General features: G+C 71.8%; 15 protein-coding genes. 9 read left to right on the top strand and 6 right to left on the bottom strand.

Translation table 11 applies throughout. From position 1 onward, the window contains the following. The first annotated feature begins 103 nt into the window (after positions 1-103). Entirely contained in the window at positions 104-1,309 is a 1,206-nt protein-coding gene (locus tag OHS57_RS10795; RefSeq protein WP_328581765.1) for a sialidase family protein, read from the top strand. On the opposite strand, the gene OHS57_RS10800 is transcribed toward OHS57_RS10795, so the two are convergent. Continuing rightward, on the bottom strand, positions 1,306-2,223 hold the full coding sequence (locus tag OHS57_RS10800; protein ID WP_328581766.1) for a Gfo/Idh/MocA family protein: 918 nt from the start codon (positions 2,221-2,223) through the stop codon (positions 1,306-1,308). The two genes, OHS57_RS10795 and OHS57_RS10800, sit on opposite strands and share 4 nt — an antisense overlap. A 137-nt stretch (positions 2,224-2,360) precedes the next feature. Here OHS57_RS10800 and OHS57_RS10805 point away from each other — a divergent pair, with 137 nt between their 5' ends. The 6 genes from OHS57_RS10805 to OHS57_RS10830 all read left to right on the top strand — a co-directional run bounded on the left by OHS57_RS10805 (position 2,361) and on the right by OHS57_RS10830 (position 8,605). Then, complete coding sequence (locus tag OHS57_RS10805; protein WP_443043069.1) at positions 2,361-2,888, top strand: ARPP-2 domain-containing protein; 528 nt, start codon at positions 2,361-2,363, stop codon at positions 2,886-2,888. 57 nt (positions 2,889-2,945) lie between these two features. Continuing rightward, complete coding sequence (gene glnII / locus OHS57_RS10810; protein WP_328581767.1) at positions 2,946-3,965, top strand: glutamine synthetase; 1,020 nt, start codon at positions 2,946-2,948, stop codon at positions 3,963-3,965. Between the two features lie 341 nt (positions 3,966-4,306). After that, positions 4,307-4,894: a winged helix-turn-helix domain-containing protein gene (locus tag OHS57_RS10815; RefSeq protein WP_041990479.1), complete on the top strand. Its 588-nt coding sequence runs from the start codon at positions 4,307-4,309 to the stop codon at positions 4,892-4,894. A 156-nt stretch (positions 4,895-5,050) separates the two neighbouring features. Next, positions 5,051-6,313, top strand: a complete 1,263-nt coding sequence (locus OHS57_RS10820) for a sensor histidine kinase (protein WP_328581768.1) — start codon at positions 5,051-5,053, stop codon at positions 6,311-6,313. Further along, a complete protein-coding gene (locus tag OHS57_RS10825; protein WP_041990477.1) occupies positions 6,298-6,951 on the top strand; it encodes a LuxR C-terminal-related transcriptional regulator in 654 nt (217 codons plus the stop codon). Before OHS57_RS10820 ends, OHS57_RS10825 begins: the two co-directional genes overlap by 16 nt. A gap of 145 nt (positions 6,952-7,096) precedes the next feature. Next, the gene (locus OHS57_RS10830) at positions 7,097-8,605 is read left to right on the top strand and encodes a DUF1996 domain-containing protein (RefSeq protein ID WP_041990475.1); all 1,509 of its coding nucleotides are present in this window, start codon (positions 7,097-7,099) and stop codon (positions 8,603-8,605) included. Positions 8,606-8,672: 67 nt separating this feature from the next. On the opposite strand, the gene OHS57_RS10835 is transcribed toward OHS57_RS10830, so the two are convergent. Then, complete coding sequence (locus tag OHS57_RS10835) at positions 8,673-9,134, bottom strand: hypothetical protein (protein WP_063779661.1); 462 nt, start codon at positions 9,132-9,134, stop codon at positions 8,673-8,675. Between the two features lie 115 nt (positions 9,135-9,249). Between OHS57_RS10835 and OHS57_RS10840 the strand changes: the two genes are divergently transcribed. Then, positions 9,250-11,247 (top strand): hypothetical protein, encoded by a 1,998-nt coding sequence (locus OHS57_RS10840; RefSeq protein WP_328581769.1) that lies wholly within the window; start codon positions 9,250-9,252, stop codon positions 11,245-11,247. A 92-nt stretch (positions 11,248-11,339) separates the two neighbouring features. Here OHS57_RS10840 and OHS57_RS10845 read toward each other — a convergent pair whose 3' ends face one another. Next, the gene (locus tag OHS57_RS10845) at positions 11,340-11,675 is read right to left on the bottom strand and encodes a hypothetical protein (RefSeq protein WP_041990473.1); all 336 of its coding nucleotides are present in this window, start codon (positions 11,673-11,675) and stop codon (positions 11,340-11,342) included. A 52-nt stretch (positions 11,676-11,727) separates the two neighbouring features. On the opposite strand from OHS57_RS10845, the gene OHS57_RS10850 reads away from it, so the two are divergent. After that, complete coding sequence (locus OHS57_RS10850; protein ID WP_328581770.1) at positions 11,728-12,426, top strand: TetR/AcrR family transcriptional regulator; 699 nt, start codon at positions 11,728-11,730, stop codon at positions 12,424-12,426. Here OHS57_RS10850 and OHS57_RS10855 read toward each other — a convergent pair. The 3 genes from OHS57_RS10855 to OHS57_RS10865 form a co-directional block, all read right to left on the bottom strand. Further along, positions 12,417-13,100 carry a DUF4230 domain-containing protein gene (locus OHS57_RS10855; RefSeq protein ID WP_041990469.1) on the bottom strand — a complete coding sequence of 228 codons (684 nt, stop codon included), beginning with the start codon at positions 13,098-13,100 and terminating at the stop codon, positions 12,417-12,419. The genes OHS57_RS10850 and OHS57_RS10855 overlap by 10 nt on opposite strands. A gap of 143 nt (positions 13,101-13,243) precedes the next feature. Beyond that, positions 13,244-15,286 carry an ATP-binding protein gene (locus OHS57_RS10860; protein ID WP_328585037.1) on the bottom strand — a complete coding sequence of 681 codons (2,043 nt, stop codon included), beginning with the start codon at positions 15,284-15,286 and terminating at the stop codon, positions 13,244-13,246. Between the two features lie 74 nt (positions 15,287-15,360). Further along, positions 15,361-17,055, bottom strand: a complete 1,695-nt coding sequence (locus tag OHS57_RS10865; protein WP_328581771.1) for a glycoside hydrolase family 13 protein — start codon at positions 17,053-17,055, stop codon at positions 15,361-15,363. Between the last annotated feature and the right edge of the window lie 104 nt (positions 17,056-17,159).

A 17,159-nucleotide genomic window follows, 5' to 3' on the forward strand; every position in this document is an offset into this window, starting at 1 on the left:
CCGGGGACAGGCTCCGCGCGTGGCGTTCACCCGGTGATCGTTTTGTCCGGCTATCTTCCTTTTCGATATGAGAATCTGTCGACGCGCCTTGTTTCCGTTGGCCTTGTGCGTTGCCACGGCCCTTCCCCCGAGCCTGGCCGCCGACCCGGCCGGCGCCGCGCCCGCGCCCTGCCCGGCTTCCGTGCCGTACCGGTCGGGGACCGCCGGGTATCACACGTTCCGTATCCCGGCGGCGCTCCAGGTGCCCGGGGGCGCGCTGCTGGCCTTCGCCGAGGGCAGGCGTGACTCGGCGGCGGACGACGGGAACATCGATCTGGTGCTGCGCCGCTCCTTCGACGGCGGCTGCACCTGGCAGCCGCTCCAGGTGGTCGCGGACGCCGGGGCCGACACCGTCGGCAATCCCGTGCCGGTGGTCGACCCCCGCAGCGGGGACGTGGTGCTGCTGTCCTGCCGGACGCTCGGCGGCGCGACCGAGCGGCAGGTGCGCTCCGGCGCCGTCCCTGCGTACGTCCGGCGGGTCTTCCTCCAGCGCAGCACGGACGGCGGTGCGAGCTGGTCGCCGCAGCGGGACATCACCGACGAGGTGAAGCCCGGGGACTGGCGCTGGTACGCGACCGGACCCGGCCACGGCGTGGCACTGCGCCACGGACACCGGCGGGGGCGGCTGCTGGCGCCGGCGAACCACAGCTCGGCCGTCACGGGGAAGGGCGGCGCGCATGCCCTGTACAGCGACGACGGCGGGCTGAGCTGGCGGATCGGCTATCGCAGCGGCGTACCGGACGAGGCGCTGGCGCTCAGCGAGACCACTCTGGCGGAGCTGCCCGGCGGCCGGATCTATGTCAACGCCCGCGCCCATGACGCCGCTTCGGGCGGCAACCGCGCCGCCGCCTACAGCGGCGACGGCGGGCTGACCCTGTCGTCGGCGTTCCGGCCGCAGCCGCAGCTCACCGGGCCCGTGGTGCAGGCCAGCGTGGTGCAGAGCGGCACGGCAGGGACAGGGCCCCTGCTCTATTCGGGCCCCGCCGACCCCGCGGGCCGCCGCCGGATGCGGGTGTGGGCGAGCCGTGACGGCGGGGCGTCGTGGCGTCCGCTGTGGACCGTGTCCGACGCCCCGGCCGGCTACTCGGACCTGGTGCGCTTCCGGCCGGGCGGCGGGACCGGTGGGGCCGCGCGGACCGGGCTGCTGTACGAGACGGGGGCGCGGACGTACAGCGACACCATCACCTTCGTCCCGCTGCCACTGCCGCTGCCGCTGCCGCTGCCGCTGCCGCTGCCGCTACCCGGGCCCGCGCCCGCGCCCGCGCCTTAAGGCTTGGCCCCGGCTCCGGCTCCGGCACTCTCCTCCGCCTGGACCAGGATCTCCGTCAGCCGCAGCCCGAACCGTACGTCGCAGTCATGCGGCCGTCCGGTGCGGACGGCTTCCAGCAGCGCGTCGATCGCGGCCTCGAACGAGGTGACCGGGTCGCCCCACTCCTTCGGCAGCGACGCCGTGCCGTGCAGCCCGCTGATCTCGATGCCGGTACTGGCGCCCGCCTGCGGGGCGCTCAGGCTCAGCGCCGCCGAGCTGGAGGCGCCGGAGGTGTGCCGCAGCACCAGATGCGTCAGGTCGGGCTCGGTGCGTACGGCCGTCACGTCCGTCACATCGCCGAGCAGCGGGATGAGGACCGACAGCGCGTGCGGGCCGACGTCCCACAGGCCGCCCTTCTCGCGCCGCCAGGGCGAGTCGGCGTACGGGCTGTCGGCGCCAGGTCCGTACAGCGCGCCGAGCCAGTGTGCGTGAGCGGTGAACCAGTCGCCCTTCGCGGCCTGTTCGTCGATCCAGCGCGCCGTGCCGGGGGCGAAGCGGGCGGTGCAGAAGACCACCGACTGCACACCGGCTGCCTCGGCCGCGTCCGCCACCTCACGGGCGCCCGCCACGGTGGTCGCGACCGGCTTGTCCATGATCAGGTGGCAGCCGGCCGCCGCCGCACGCGCGGCGAGCGGGGCCTGGATGTCGGGCGGCAGCGCGAAGGCGACGGCGTCGCTCGCCTCGAACAGCGCGTCGAGGCCGCTCTCGCCGGAATGCGCCGGTACGTCATGATCGGCGGCCAGCGCCGCTGCGGCCTCGGGACGGCGTCCCCAGACGCCGCTCAGTTCGAGGCCGGGATGGTCGGCGAGGGCGGGGGCGTGGGTGCGCTGCGCCCAGGGGCCGGTGCCGAGGAGTCCGATGCGTGGCTTGCTCATACCGCTCAGTGTGCCGGGTCCGTGCGAAGCGCGAGCGGCCGGGAGGTAAAAGCATGCGAGGTCGGCGGCCCTACCCGCGTAGAGTTCGAGGCGCCGGCCGCGGGCCTTCGGTGTGACTTCCGGGACTTGCCCGCGCCCTGCATCCGACGCTGGTGCGGGACATGTACGGGGAACTGCTCTACCAGTACGCGTACTTCGGCGGTCCGGTACCGGAGTTCACCGCGCGGATCCGGGACACCGGGGCGCTGACGACGCTCGCGGACCTGCGGGCGGCGGCCCTCGCGCAGGAGCGGGAGTGGGCCGACGCGCACGACTCGGTCCTGGCGCGTGAGCTGCTGACCACGTCGTACTCGTACGAGCGGGTGTACCGGATGGGCGACTTCGAACTGCGCAGGTTCCTGCCGCCGTTCGCCCGCGACCAGGCGGAGCAGCACATCGGTGAGCTGATCGCGGACAGTGCGGGGCGCACGGCGTATCTCAAGACGTTCCGGCTCTCCGGCGCCCAGATCAAGCGTGGCCATCTGCTGAGGAGTCTCGCCGCCCACGACTGGCGTCTGGAGTCCACGGCGGCGGGGCTCGGTACGGATGTGGCGGAGCTGGTGCGGCGGATCCGTTCGGCGGGTTTCGGGCGTCTTCTGAAGAGACGGCCGGAACTGGGCGGGTAACGTACGGTTCACATGCGGGCAATGGCGGAGAAATCGTCCGTTGCGAAGCTGCGCGGTATGACCTTCAAAGCCGAGTACATCTGGATCGACGGCACCGAACCTACCGCCAAGCTCCGCTCCAAGACAAAGATCATGGCGACCGGCGAAGCGCTGCCCATCTGGGGCTTCGACGGTTCGAGCACCAACCAGGCCGAGGGCCACGCGTCGGACCGGGTGCTCAGGCCGGTCTTCTCGTGCCCCGACCCGCTGCGCGGCGAGAACGACGTGCTGGTGCTGTGCGAGGTCCTGAACATCGACATGACGCCGCACGAGTCCAACACGCGCTCGCGGCTGGCCGAGACGCAGGAGCGGTTCGCGGCGCAGGAGCCGGTCTTCGGTATCGAGCAGGAGTACACCTTCTTCAAGGGGTCGCGGCCGCTGGGCTTCCCCGAGGGCGGCTTCCCCGCCGCGCAGGGCGGTTACTACTGCGGTGTCGGCGCCGACGAGATCTTCGGACGTGACATCGTCGAGGCGCACCTGGACAACTGTCTGAAGGCGGGGCTCGGGATCTCGGGCATCAACGCCGAGGTCATGCCGGGCCAGTGGGAGTTCCAGGTCGGCCCGCTGGCGCCGCTGGACGTCGCCGACCAGCTCTGGGTCGCCCGGTGGCTGCTCTACCGCACGGCCGAGGATTTCGCCGTCTCGGCGACGCTCGACCCGAAGCCGGTGAAGGGCGACTGGAACGGCGCGGGCGCGCACACGAACTTCTCGACCAAGGCGATGCGCGAGGGGTACGAGGCGATCATCACGGCGTGCGAGTCGCTGGGCGAGGGCTCCAAGCCGCTCGACCACGTCAAGTACTACGGCGCCGGCATCGACGACCGGCTGACCGGGCTGCACGAGACGGCCCCCTGGAACGAGTACAGCTACGGCGTCTCGGACCGCGGCGCCTCGGTCCGTATCCCCTGGCAGGTCGAGCAGGACGGCAAGGGCTACATCGAGGACCGCAGGCCCAACGCCAACGTCGATCCGTATCTGGTGACCCGGCTGATCGTGGACACCTGCTGCTCGGCGCTGGAGAAGGCGGGCCAGGTCTGAGCCCGCGGGCTCCGAAGCGCGTACGAGGGAGACGGCCGCCGCTGTGGCGGCCGTCTCCTTTGCGTACTCCTGGCACCGGTCCCGCTGTCCGGCGCCCCGGAATCTGCTTCAATGGGGGCATGGCCAGCTTCCAGCACACCGCGACGGGTCGCAGCGACCTGGAGCCGTTCTGGCCGTCCCGGCAGCATCACGACTTCGACCGGGTGTGTTGCCGCGCAAGGAACGCGTCGGCCCTCTAAAGCCTTCCCAGGTCTTCGGCCGCCGCGCACGACGTACGTCCGTCTCACCCACGTCCGTCCCGTCGCCCAGGCGACTCCTTCGCGCGAAAGAGCTGACCCCTCATGGCGAACTCCCGTTCTTTCTCCGTGGCCACCGCCGCGAGCAACGCCCCCACCCCGCTGCACCCGCAACCGGCGAGACTGCGCGCCGTCGAGCAGTCCGACATCGACCAGGAGGCGGCCACCGCCCAGGTGGTGGACTTCCTGCCGCCGGGGGCGACCTGGCTGCCCGCCCCGCCGCACACGCTGCCCACCCTGCCGGGACAGCCGCCGATGATCGGCTACCTCGTCCTCGTACCGGCCGATCTCGACCCGCGTGGCGCCGTGCGGGCCGTCCCGCCCCAGCAGCAGGGCGCGGCGGGCGCCGGCGCCGGTCCCGTACAGATCGACAGCGCCGAACGGACCGCCCTGGTCGACGGCAACCAACTCGACCTGACCTACCTGGAGTTCGAACTCCTCGCGCATCTGGTCGCGCATCCCCACCGGGTGCACACCCGGGACCAGCTGGTCACCACGGTGTGGGGGTACGGGCACGTGGGCGACGGACGGACCGTGGACGTGCATGTGGCCCGGCTGCGCCGCAAGCTGGGCGCCGAGCACCGGCACACCATCCAGACGGTGCGCCGGGTCGGCTACAAATACGCTCCCTGAGACACCGGCCGTCCCTGCCCGAAGGTGGTGCTAGCACCACCCGAGGACGGGGGCGGAAGCGGCTGCCGTGGCGCGCGGGGCCCGGTCAGACTGGTACCCGAAGCCCGGAGGTCGGGCCGACGGAGGCCGGACCGGCCGTGAGAGGGAGTGACCGCGATGAACGGGACCACGACACGAGAGGCGCTGGTGGCCGGCGCACGATCGCTGGGCCTGGGGGTCTACGCGCTGGCCGCTTCGATCGTCCTCTTCACCCTGTCCGTGGTGTCGATCTCCCTCGTCCTGGCCGGTGTCGGCTTCTTCACCACTCCCACCGTCCTCACGGCGGTCAGGAAGTACGCCGGCCGGCGGCGGCAGCTCGCCGCCGCCTGGTCGGACGTCCTGATCCCTTCGCCGTACCGGCCGTTCCCGAAGGACGTCAGGGGCGGCATCACCGGCCGGGTCGAGCGCACCACGCTGCTGATCAAGGACAAGGCGACCTGGCGTGATCTGCGGTGGCTGCTCGTCGACATGACAGCCGGCTTCACCGTCCTGATCGTGAGCGCGTCGCTGTTCCTCTACGGGGTCATGGGATTCGTGCTGGCCGCCGGGTTGTGGCGGGCGTTCCGGCACGACCCCTACTGGTTCGCCTTCATCCCGGTCGACAGCCAGCTGACGGGCATCCTGGCCGCCCTGCTGGGCGCGGCGCTCCTGGTGGCGGGGCACCGCTGGTCCGCCACCCTGCTCAAGGCGCACTTCACCCTGACCCGCTCGATGATCGCCCCCGACCACGAGCAGGAGCAGGCGCTGCGGATCGCCCGGCTCACCGAGTCCCGGCACGACGCCGTGGACACCTCGGCCGCCGAGCTGCGCCGTATCGAGCGGGATCTGCACGACGGCGCGCAGGCCAGGCTGGTCGCCGTGGGGATGGACCTCGGCACGATCGAGGCGCTGATCGAGAAGAACCCGGCCAAGGCCAAGGAGCTGATCGGCCAGGCCCGCCAGTCGTCGGCTGAGGCGCTGACGGAGCTGCGGGACCTGGTACGCGGCATCCACCCGCCGGTGCTCGCCGAGCGCGGCCTCGGGGACGCGGTGAAGGCCCTGGCGCTGCGGCTGCCGGTGCCCACCGAGGTGGCCGTCGACCTGCCGGGCCGGGCGGACGCGCCGGTCGAGTCGGCGGCGTACTTCGCGGTCTCCGAGGCGCTGACCAATGTGGTCAAGCACGCCGAAGCGAACCGGGTCTGGGTCGACGTCTCGTACGGCGAGGGCATGCTGCGCGTCGCGGTCACCGACGACGGGAAGGGCGGCGCGCGGACCGGCGGCGGGACGGGACTGAGCGGCCTTGAGCGCAGGCTCGGTACATTCGACGGCATCCTGGCCGTCAGCAGCCCGTCCGGCGGCCCCACCATGGTGACCATGGAGATCCCTTGCGAGTTGTCCTAGCCGAAGATCTCTTCCTGCTGCGCGACGGTCTGGTGCGGATGCTCGAAGCGTACGACTTCGAGATCCTGGCCGCCGTCGAGACAGGGCCGGAACTGACCAGAGCATTCGCCGAACTGGAGCCGGACGTCGCCGTCGTCGACGTCCGGCTTCCGCCGTCCCACACGGACGAGGGCCTGCAGTGCGCGCTCGCCGCCCGCCGCGCGCGGCCGGGGCTGCCGGTGCTCGTCCTGTCCCAGCACGTCGAACAGCTCTACGCCCGGGAGCTGTTGGCCGACGGGACGGGCGGCATCGGCTATCTGCTCAAGGATCGGGTCTTCGACGCCGACCAGTTCATCGACGCGGTGCGCCGGGTGGCCGGCGGCGGCACGGCGATGGACCCGCAGGTGATCCAGCAACTGCTCTCCCGGCGGGCCCAGGACAAGCCCATCGGCCGGCTCACCCCGCGCGAGCGCGAGGTGATGGAACTGATGGCGCAGGGACGGTCGAACGCCGCCATCGCGGCCCAACTCGTCGTCACGGAGCGGGCGGTGGCGAAGCACACCTCGAACATCTTCGGAAAGCTCGGACTGCCCGTCTCCGACGACGACAACCGGCGGGTCCTCGCCGTGATCGCCTATCTCGACCACGGGCAGGAATGAGCGGTATCCGCCCGGTTTGGTGCTGGAGATTTCTATGAATTCACTGAGCGACTGAACAGTCCTCGAATACGGTCCGTATGGAACGGAGCGCTTCTCCCCCTGCCGCAGATTTCCCTGTAACCGGCAACGAAGCTTGAGGAGTTCCATGCGACGCGCAACAAGAAAACGCTCGACACTGGCGAACCGGGCGATTGCCGCTGCGGCTGCCTTGCTGCTGGGCGGGGGTGGGCTGGTAGCGGTCAATGTCTACGCATCCGCCGGAGAAGGCCACGCCGGTAAGTCCCAGCAGCAGCACACCCGTTTCGCCGGGCATCACGTGTCGACCATCCACTGTCCCGATGTCTCCAACCAGTTGACGGACGTCCCCCCGGCGGCCCGCCCCCAGGTGGATCAGCAACTGGCGGCGATCGACAGTCAGATAACCGATGCCTACAAGCGGTTCGCCGACCGGCGGACCCAGATCGACCAGGATCCGGCCGTCGCCAAGAGCGCGGTGCTCGACCCGCTGAAGGCCCAGCGCCTCACCGGACTGAACCGGATCTACGAGGCACTGCGCCGCGCGGGCCACCGGCCGCACCGGCTGGACAACCTCGCGCCCTGCTCCATGCAGGGTGACGACAACGGCGGCGGCCAGGGCGATCCCAGCGCGTCACCGAGCCAGGACGCGGGCACCAACCCGAGCGCCGATCCCAGCGCGGACCCGAGCGCGGACCCGAGCGGCGACCCCGGCACGGGCGGCGGCGACGGCGGTCAGGCGGGCCAGGGCGGCAACGGCCCCGAGGCGTCCGACTTCGTCGACATCAAGAGCGTCCGGCCCAACGTGCGCACCCCGCGCCAGGCGCGTGGCGGCTCGAAGGGCAGTTTCACCAGCAATTGCGGACGTAATGAGGAGGGCAAGCACAATTCGGACAATGTCATTGTCGCGCCCGGCGTGACCAATGGCGCACACCACGTGCACGATTACGTGGGAAACAAGGCCAATGACGCATTCGCCAGCGACGACGCTTTCGCGGCGGGCGAGACCACCTGCAGCAACCCCGGTGACAAGTCGACTTATTACTGGCCGGTGGTCCGGCTGCAGAACGGCGTGGCCGAGGACGACGCCAACGCGGACGGCGGCGGCAAGGAAGGAAATGCCGGAGAGATTCAGACCCCGGCCCAGGCGAGCATCAAGTTCGTCGGCAGTCCGGTCGCCAAGGTGACCGCGATGCCGCGTTTCCTGCGCATCATCACCGGTGACGCCAAGGCGTTCACCAACGGTGACGCCAACGCCAATGCGTCGTGGAGCTGCACCGGATTCGAGAACCGCCAGCTGAAGGACAAATACCCGATCTGCCCCCAGGGCAGCAAGGTGGTCCGTACATTCAAATTCCAGAGCTGCTGGGACGGTCAGAACACCGACAGCGCCAACCACCGCACCCACGTGGCGTTCGCCGACCAGAACGGCCGCTGCGCGGCCGGGTTCAAGGCGATCCCGCAGCTTCAGCAGCGCATCGTGTACGACGTGCCGCCGGGCCCCGGCTTCGCGCTCGACTCGTTCCCCGAGCAGCTGCACAAGCCCATCACGGACCACGGTGACTTCATCAACGTCTTCGACGAGGCCCTGATGAACCGCATGGTCAGCTGCATCAACGGCGGGCGCAGCTGCCGCTGAGGCACCGCACCGCCACCGCCGCCCGCCGTCCGGTTCCGGGGAGGAGCCGGGCGGCGGGCCCGGTGCTTCAGCCCGTGCCCTCCATCCCGGGCATCCCGCTCATGTCCATCCCCGGCATCCCGCTCATGTCCATCCCGGGCTGGTGGGAGGCTCCTGTCTCCACCGTCCCGCCGAGCCGGCCGCGCAGCGCGGCGACGACCGTGGGGGTGCCCACGGCCACCCACTTGCGGCCCACGAGGTACGAACCGCCGTAGTCCTTCGCCTCGTTGATCCACTCGCGCTGGCCGCGGTCGGTCGCGAACGTGGCGAGCACGTACTTGCCGTCCCCGGTCGTGCAGTTGGCCTGCCGCAGCTCGCTCGCGTCGGTCTGCAGGTTGGGATCGCACTTCGCCTTCGAGGCGATCTGTTCGAGGCTCCCGGTCGCCGTCTTCGGCACCTCGGGGGCCTCGTCGTCGTTCGCGCCGCACCCCGCGAGCAGAACCACGGCCAGGGCCGCGATCGCAGGTGCCGTTCGTCGTTCGGTACGCATGCGGTCATCGTGCCCCGCCCGTACGGCGCCGCGCGGGGGAACGGCGGGATGGCGCGTTTGCCCGATCTCGCACCGGGCGGAGTGACCATCGCACCATTCGATCGTTCTGCGGTACGTGCGCCCCACCGATGCCGTCACCACCGCAGCCCCCGCCCCCGGTTCCGCCGCCCCCGTCGGCGTCGACCAGGCCGAGGCGTCCCTCGTCGAGCACTACCCCCGTCTCGTACGCATCGCGTATCTCGTCCTGCCGCCGTCGCTCGGCCGCAACCGGCGGGTGCTCACCGCACACGCGCTGGTGCAGCGCGCCCTGCCGCGCGGCAAGGTACGGGCATCCGACGGCACCGGGATCCCCGCGCCGCGCGCCACGGAGGCGGGATCGCCCGCGCAGGACGCCGGTTACGTGTTCGTACGCGGCCGGGTGCTGCGCCAGGCGCTCGACGCGGGTCTGCCGCTGCGCAGGCTCTCCTGGCCCAAGCGGGCCCAACTCCCTCCGGTGCTGCCGCACGTGTGGGGGCTGCGGCTGTTCCCCCGCTCCGGCGGCGCCGACGAACTCGCCCTGGACCAGTGGCTGTCGGCGCTCTCCGGGCCGGCGCGCGCGGCTTTCGTGCTGCGCACCCTGGAGCGGCTGGCCGACCCCGACGTACGGCGGGTGCTGAGCGCCGCCGGGACGGCGGCGCCCGCTGCCGCGCTCGCCGAGGTGGACAGCGCGGTGCGCTCAGGGCCGGCGGCGGGGACGGCGGAGCTGCTGCTCTCGCCCGAGTTCGACCCGTGCTCGCTCCAGGCGCGCCCCACCGACCTGATGCGCCGCCGCCAGCACGGCAAGGCGGCCCTGGCCGCCGCAGCGGCCCTGCTGGTGTGCGGGGCGCTGCTGGGCATCCCCGGCGACGGCTGGGCGCCTGACGGCGCCGCCGCGCCCTCCTACGCCCTCAACCCGGCCGCCGAGTCGGCGCTCGATCCGGCGAAGGTGGTACGGATCGCCCCGACCGCCTGGGAGAGCGCGCCGCGCACCGACTTCACCGTCTGGCCCGCGCGCGGCGGGCTGACCCACGACACGGGCCTGCTGCGGCGCGCGCTGGCCGTCTGGGCGCGGCCCGGCCCCACCGTCCATGTCTCGGCGACCCCGGGCACCCCTTCGGGGCCGCCGATGGGCTCGCCGCAACTGCTGTACGCGGGCGTGGTGAACGGGGCGCGGGTGGTGCTGCTGCACGACGGGCTGCGGGTCGTGCGGTACGCCGAGTCGGCCGATGGCGAGGCGGGCGCCGCGCTCGACTTCGCCCGGGTCGACGGGGCGGACGGCGCGTCGTCCGACGCGCTGGTGGTGGGCCGGTCCGACGGCAACGTCCGCTATCTGACGGCGCCTTGGGTCGGTTCCGCGTCCGTGCGCGACCTGCTGACCCCGGCCGTCGCAGCGCGGCCGCTGCACCGGGACGCGGACGGTGTGACCGACCCGATGTCGAGTCCCACACCCGCGGGCACCTGTACGTCGTGGGAAGCCCTAGACCTACGCGACGTGCGCGACGTACGCGACGTACACGACGGCTCGGCGCACCGGCTGCTCACCGACCTGGGCGAACTGGCGCCCGCCCGGCTGACGTCCGGGTCGCCCACGGACCCGAAGGACCCCACGGACGAGGCGGCGCGGACGTCCTGGGCGCGATCGGCGTGTCTGCTGTCCACGATGCGCTCGCACGGCGTGCGGTCGGTGAACTCGTGGCAGTACGCGAGCCAGGAGCTGCCCGAGTCGAACGGCACTGCGCGGTGGGTGTGCACGCGCGCCGACACCTGGCGCGGCGCGGGCAGCCGCGAGCTGGCGCAGTTCCAGGCGCCGTCGCTGAACACGTCGGCGACGGGTGCGGTGGCGGCGCAGGCGGAGGACTCCCCCGCGTGCGGGACGCACGAGGGGCAGGTGCTGGCAGGTGTGCTGTGGAAGTCGCGCGGCGGGAACTGGTTCCTGCTGGCGGCGGGCAGCACGCAGTTCCGGTCCCTGTCGGCATCGGGCGGTGTGACGGGCACGTCGAACGGCCGGCTGCTCGCGGTACCGGCCAAGGAGGGCGCGCGGGCGTCGCTGGACGGGCGACTGGCGGACGGCTCGGAGACGGGGGCGCTGCGCTGACCGGACCGTAACGGCACGGCGTGGCGCGCCCACCACCGGCCGGACGCCACCGGTCGGCCGTCGCCGTCCGGACGGGGCCGAGCGGGCGCGGCCTACGGGAGCAGCAGCCAGTCGGCGCCGAGGGCCGCGATCAGGCCGACGCCCAGCAGCCAGGTACCGAGTCGGGTACGGCCGTGTCTGCTCAGCTCGATCACCACACCGCACAGGATCATGGCGAGCCCGTACACCCCGACCACCAGCAGCGACGTGCGCTCCGCCAGTCGCATCCCGAGCAGCCCCGCCATCACGGCGAGCACCACCGAGGCCAACGCGATGCGGATGCGCCGGGCCTGACGAGGCGTCAGGCCGGGCTCGACATCCGCGGCCGGTATGTCCACCGCCTCGTCCTGGTCCTGTGCCTGGTCCTGCTCCTGGTCGGATGAGCTCATGAACGGGGAGCGTAACGGACACCTCGCAGCCTCCGCCCGTTAGGCTGTTCATATGACGACCGGGGTGCGCCGAAGGATGGGCGTCGAAGAGCGGAAGCAACAGCTGATCGGTGTGGCGCTGGAGCTGTTCAGCAACCGCTCCCCCGAGGACGTCTCGATCGACGAGATCGCCGTGGCGGCCGGTATCTCCCGGCCGTTGGTCTACCACTACTTCCCCGGGAAGCAGAGCCTCTACGAGGCGGCGCTGCGACGCGCGGCCGACGAACTCGCCGGTCGCTTCCGCGAGCCGCGCGAAGGACCGCTCGGTGAGCGGCTGCTCCGGGTGATGGGACGGTTCTTCGACTTCGTCGAGGAGCACGGACCCGGCTTCTCCGCACTGATGCGCGGCGGCCCCGCGGCCGGTTCGGTGCGGCGGGCCAACGCGATGATCGACGAGGTGCGGCAGGCCGCCTACGAGCAGATCCTGACGCATCTGGAGGTGGCGGACCCGCCCGCGCGCCTCGAACTCGTGGTCCGTTCCTGGGTGTCGCTGGCCGAGGCCACCGCGCTGCTGTGGCTGGACGGCAAGCGGATACCGCGCGCCGAGCTGGAGTTGCAGCTGGTGCACGACTTCGCCGCCCTGGCGGCGGTGAGCGCCGCGCAGGACGACGAGATGGCCGGGCTGCTGCTGCACATCGTCGCGGGCGAGCCGGCCGAAGGCCCCTTCGGGGTCCTGGCCGGCCGGCTCGCCGGACTGCTCACTCAGCCGTAGACCACGCTGACCTGCGTGAAGCCGAGGGAGTGCAGCAGGCCCTGGAGCATGCTGGTGGTGTTCTTCTCGGCGCGCGCGTTCAGCTCGCTCTCCTTGGCCGCCTCGCTGATGTGCTTGGCCGCGAGCTGGTTGACCGCCTTCTCGCTGCCGGGGTTGTCGGAGAACAGATCGCCCAGCCGGTCGAGCAGGCCACGCTGCTTGTCGACCGTGTACGAGCGGTCCGGGTCGAGGGCCGCCTTGCCGAGCGTCGCGTGCGGGAGCCGCAAGGACGCCGTGGTGCGGTCCTTGTTGGTCTTGACGCTGTTCTCGCCGATGTGGCTGAAGTCGACGTACGAACTCACGGTCCCGGCGCCGACATACAGGGTGCGGGTGCCACGGATCGCGTCCGGCAGGAACTTCGCGTCCTTCTCCAGGTCGACCACGACCTGGAAATTGCCGGAGGCCGCCTCGTACCGGTCCAGGTCCTGGATGGACTGGAGGAGGGTCGGCCCGGTGCGGTCGTGGGTCTCGCTACCGAAGAAGTCGTCGAAGCCGGGGATCAGGTCGAGCCGGCTGCCCATGAACAGCAGCGCGAGCACGACGACCAGGGCGATGGGCAGCTTGGCCCACCAGGACAGACGCGACGTACGCGTCTCGGGCCGGCGGTTGTCCGGTTTCACGTCGGTGGACGTCATGCCTAACTGGTTGCCCGTACGCGCCAGTTCAACCGGAACCGGCGTTCATCGTTACCGGCCGGTGCCGTTCGTTACGGGCCCGGGTTCTTCGTTATCCGTTGGAGGCCTCGGTGCCCGCCGGGGCCTGATCAGAACGACAGGCCCTAGAAGCCCTCGTCGCCGGGCACGGGGCCTTGGAGCACCCGGACGAGACCCTTCTCCCGGTCGTCCACGAGCCCTTCGTTGAACGCGCTGTCGTACGCGGGGCCGCCGACGGCCTCCCGGGCCTGGCGCTCCCACTCGGCGCGTACGGCGGCGAGTTCGGGGCTGCCGCCCTCGGGGTGGCCGATCATGTGCCAGTGGGCGAGCCCCGCGCCGTACGCGTGCGCCGCCCCGACCCCGTTGCCCTGGGCGGCCATCGCCCCCGCGAGCAGATCGAGTCCCAGCGCGATGCCGAAGCTGTCGCGCAGCTCGAACTTGCCGAGGAGCATCGCCCGCGCGTGGCCCTCCGCCTCGCGTGGCTTGCCCTGCATGAGCTGGACGAGGGCGAGTTGGTGGTCGGCGTAGGCCCTGGACCAGCGTTCGCCGTAGCGCATGCTCAGCCGCTGGACGGCGGTGGCCTCCTCGCCCGCCTCTTCGAGCCGGCCGAGCGCGGAGAGGGCGAAGACCCGTATGACCATGCAGCGCAGCTGTGACGGGGTCTTCACCGGGTCGCCCGACAGGGTGCGTACGGCCCGGTCGCAGAGCGTGTAGGCGGCCTGCGGCCTGCCCATCAGCAGCGAGGTGAAGCCGAGGGTGTGCGCGGCGAGCAGCCGGGACTCGGGGTCCTTGTCGTGCCAGGCGGAGATGCCGCACTCCTCGCCGTAGCGGTACGCGGCTTCGTGGTCGCCCTGGAGCGCGAGGACGATGCCGAGCGCCCACAGGGCGCGGGTGTGGTCGGGGCCCGGCGCGTCATGGGCGTCGACGGCGCGTTCCAGGAAGTTGCGGGCCTCGTGCAGATGGCCGCAGCAGCTCCAGAACAGCCCGGCGCGGCCCGCCATTTCCACGGCGGTCGCCGGGTCGCTGCGCAGCAGGTGCTCGATCGCGGCGCACAGGTCGGCGTGCGTGTCGGCGACCCGGCGGTACCAGGCGACCTGGCGCGGGCCCAGCCAGCCCGCGTACGCCTGCCGGGTCAGCTCGGCGAAGTGCGCCGCGTGCCGGTCGGCGATGAGCCGTTCCTCGCCGAGTTCGGCGAGCCACATGGCGCCGTACTCGCGCAGCGTGTCCAGCATCCGGTAGCGGCTGCCGTCCTGCCGGAGCACGGACTGGGCGACGAGTCCGGCGAGCGCCGCCGGGATGTCGGCGGCGGCGAGCGGACCGCCCGTACAGACGGCGACGGCGTCCTCGGGGTCGATCTGGCCCCGGAAGACGGAGAGCCTGGCCCAGAGCAGGCGTTCGAGGGGCGCGCAGAGTTCGTGGCTCCAGCCGATGGCCGTGCGCAGGGCGCGGTGCCGCTGGGGCCAGACGTTCTTGTCGGTGAGGATGTCGAACCGGGAGGTGAGCCGGGCGGCGATCTGTTCGACGCTGCTGTCGCCGAGCCGGGCGCAGGCGAGTTCGACGGCGAGCGGGATGCCTTCGAGTCTGCGGCAGATCTCGGCGGCGGCGCCTGCCGTGCGCGGGTCGTCGAGGCTGAGCTGCGGTGCGATACGCCCGGCCCGGTCGCGGAAGAGCTGGAGGGCGTCCTCGTCGCCGTCCAGCGGGAGCGGCGTGACGTCGATGCGGTGTTCGTCCGTGGCGCCGAGCGGATGTCTGCTGGTGGCGAGGACGGTGAGGCCGGGGGCCGCGGTGAGCAGTTCGCCGACGAGATGGCGGCAGGCGTCCACGAGCCGTTCGCAGCAGTCGAGGACGAGCAGCAGCTTTCTGTTCGCGAGCCATTCGCAGAGCGCCTCGACGGGGCTGCGCGTGGTGTGGTCGAGGAGTCCGACGGCCTCGGAGACGGTGGAGAGCAGCAGCCGCTCGTCGTAGAGCGGCGAGAGGTCGACCCAGGCGACTGCGTCGGGGCGCCGCTCGACCGCCGTACGGGCAGCGCGCAGGGCGAGCCGGCTCTTGCCGACGCCACCGCTGCCGATCAGGGTGATCAGCCGGTGCTTCTCGATCGATGCTTCCAGGACGGCCAGTTCTGTCCTGCGCCCCACGAAGCTGGTCGTCTCATGCGGAAGGTTTCCCACCACGGCACACAGTTTGGCGTAGTTGTCGCTCGCTGTCGGCACCCGTGGCGGGATCTGTCACAAACCCGTTGAGGTCATTGGCCGGATTCCACCGGGTGCGCGGACCACCAGACCGTGGTGTCGGCGGGAAGTACGGTCCTGTCGGCCGCCGTAGGACCGCTGGCGAGCAGCACGCTGCCGTACGCGGCGAGGCGTACGGGGCTGTCCGTCGTGTTGACGGCGCAGACGAAACCCGGGCGGCGGAAGACGAGGACGCCGTCCGGTGCTTCGAGCCATTCCACCCGGTCGCCCGCGCCGAGGCCGGGGTGTTCCTTCCGTACGGCGAGCGCCGAGCGGTACATCTCCAGGGTCGATCCGGGGTCGCCGGTCTGTGCCTCGACGCTCAGTTCGGCCCAGGAGCCGGGCTGCGGCAGCCAACTGCCGCCCGCACCGAAGCCGTACGAGCCGCCGTCCCTGGTCCACGGGACCGGCACCCGGCAGCCGTCACGGAAGCCGTCCTGGCCCGCCGCGCGGAAGAACGACGGGTCCTGCCGCACCTCGTCGGGCAGGTCGGTGACGTCGGGCAGGCCCAACTCCTCGCCCTGGTAGAGGTAGGCGGAGCCGGGCAGCGCGAGCATCAGCAGCGTGGCGGCGCGGGCCCTGCGCAGGCCGAGCGCGCGGTCGCCGGCCTGCCGGGTCTGGATGCCGGCGCCCGGCGGGTTCGCGAAGCGGGTGGCGTGCCGGGTCACGTCGTGGTTGGAGAGCACCCAGGTGGTGGGGGCGCCGACGGGGCGCATCGCGGCGAGCGAGAGGTCGATGACCTCGCGCAGCTCGCCGGCCCGCCACGGGGCGCTCAGATACTGGAAGTTGAACGCCTGGTGGAGTTCGTCCGGGCGGACGTAGTTCGCCGTACGGGCGACGGTCGAGGTCCAGGCCTCGGCGACGGCGATCCGCTCACCGGCGTAACTGTCCAGCAGGACCCGCCAGTCGCGGTAGATCTCGTGCACGCCGTCCTGGTCGAAGAACGGCAGGAGGTCGTCGGCGAGCAGCCGGACCGTGCCGCCCTCGCCGATGTCGGGCATGCCGGGTGCCTTGACGAGACCGTGGGCGACGTCGACCCGGAAGCCGTCCACGCCCGCGTCGAGCCAGAAGCGCAGGATCGACCGGAACTCCTCGGCGACCTCCGGGTGGTCCCAGTTGAAGTCGGGCTGCTCGGGCGCGAAGAGATGCAGGTACCAGTCGCCGGGCGTGCCGTCGGAGTCGGTGGTGCGGGTCCAGGCGGGGCCGCCGAAGACCGAGGGCCAGTCGTTGGGCGGCAGTTCGCCGCCCGGGCCCTTGCCGGGACGGAAGTGGTAGCGCGTGCGCGCCGCGGATCCGGGGCCGTCCCGCAGGGCCTGCTGGAACCACGGATGGTCGCTGGACGAGTGGTTGGGCACGAGATCGACGATGACGCGCAGCCCGAGCGCGTGGGCGTCGCCGATGAGCACCCGCGCGTCGTCGAGCGTGCCGAACATCGGGTCGACAGCGCGGTAGTCGGCGACGTCGTACCCGGCGTCGGCCTGCGGCGACGCGTAGAACGGGCTCAGCCACACGGCGTCCACGCCGAGGTCCCTGAGATGCGGCAGCCGGCCGCGTACCCCGGCGAGATCGCCCATGCCGTCGCCGTTCGCGTCGGCGAAGCTGCGCGGATAGACCTGGTAGATCACCGCGTCCCGCCACCAGCCGGAGCTGGGGTCCGGTGCGCGGCGCCCGGAGGCACCGCCGGCGGTTGCGGCGATGTGCTGGGTCATGATGTCCCTGACGTGTCTTGATGTGGCTTGATGCCGGAATTCGAGACCCTGTTCGCGACCGGCCGCGAATGCGGGACCCCCGCCGTCGGGGGATGATCGGTCGG

Origin of the sequence: Streptomyces sp. NBC_00370 (assembly GCF_036084755.1) — a bacterium.
GTDB lineage: Bacteria > Actinomycetota > Actinomycetes > Streptomycetales > Streptomycetaceae > Streptomyces.

Excerpts from the sequence above, each read along its gene's own strand:
- OHS57_RS10800 (WP_328581766.1), bottom strand. The coding sequence starts at position 2,223 with ATGAGCAAGCCACGCATCGGACTCCTCGGCACCGGCCCCTGGGCGCAG.
- OHS57_RS10845 (WP_041990473.1), bottom strand. The coding sequence starts at position 11,675 with ATGAGCTCATCCGACCAGGAGCAGGACCAGGCACAGGACCAGGACGAG.
- OHS57_RS10835 (WP_063779661.1), bottom strand. The coding sequence starts at position 9,134 with ATGCGTACCGAACGACGAACGGCACCTGCGATCGCGGCCCTGGCCGTG.
- OHS57_RS10815 (WP_041990479.1), top strand. The coding sequence starts at position 4,307 with ATGGCGAACTCCCGTTCTTTCTCCGTGGCCACCGCCGCGAGCAACGCC.
- OHS57_RS10850 (WP_328581770.1), top strand. The coding sequence starts at position 11,728 with ATGACGACCGGGGTGCGCCGAAGGATGGGCGTCGAAGAGCGGAAGCAA.
- OHS57_RS10820 (WP_328581768.1), top strand. The coding sequence starts at position 5,051 with ATGAACGGGACCACGACACGAGAGGCGCTGGTGGCCGGCGCACGATCG.
- OHS57_RS10830 (WP_041990475.1), top strand. The coding sequence starts at position 7,097 with ATGCGACGCGCAACAAGAAAACGCTCGACACTGGCGAACCGGGCGATT.
- OHS57_RS10855 (WP_041990469.1), bottom strand. The coding sequence starts at position 13,100 with ATGACGTCCACCGACGTGAAACCGGACAACCGCCGGCCCGAGACGCGT.
- OHS57_RS10865 (WP_328581771.1), bottom strand. The coding sequence starts at position 17,055 with ATGACCCAGCACATCGCCGCAACCGCCGGCGGTGCCTCCGGGCGCCGC.
- glnII (WP_328581767.1), top strand. The coding sequence starts at position 2,946 with ATGACCTTCAAAGCCGAGTACATCTGGATCGACGGCACCGAACCTACC.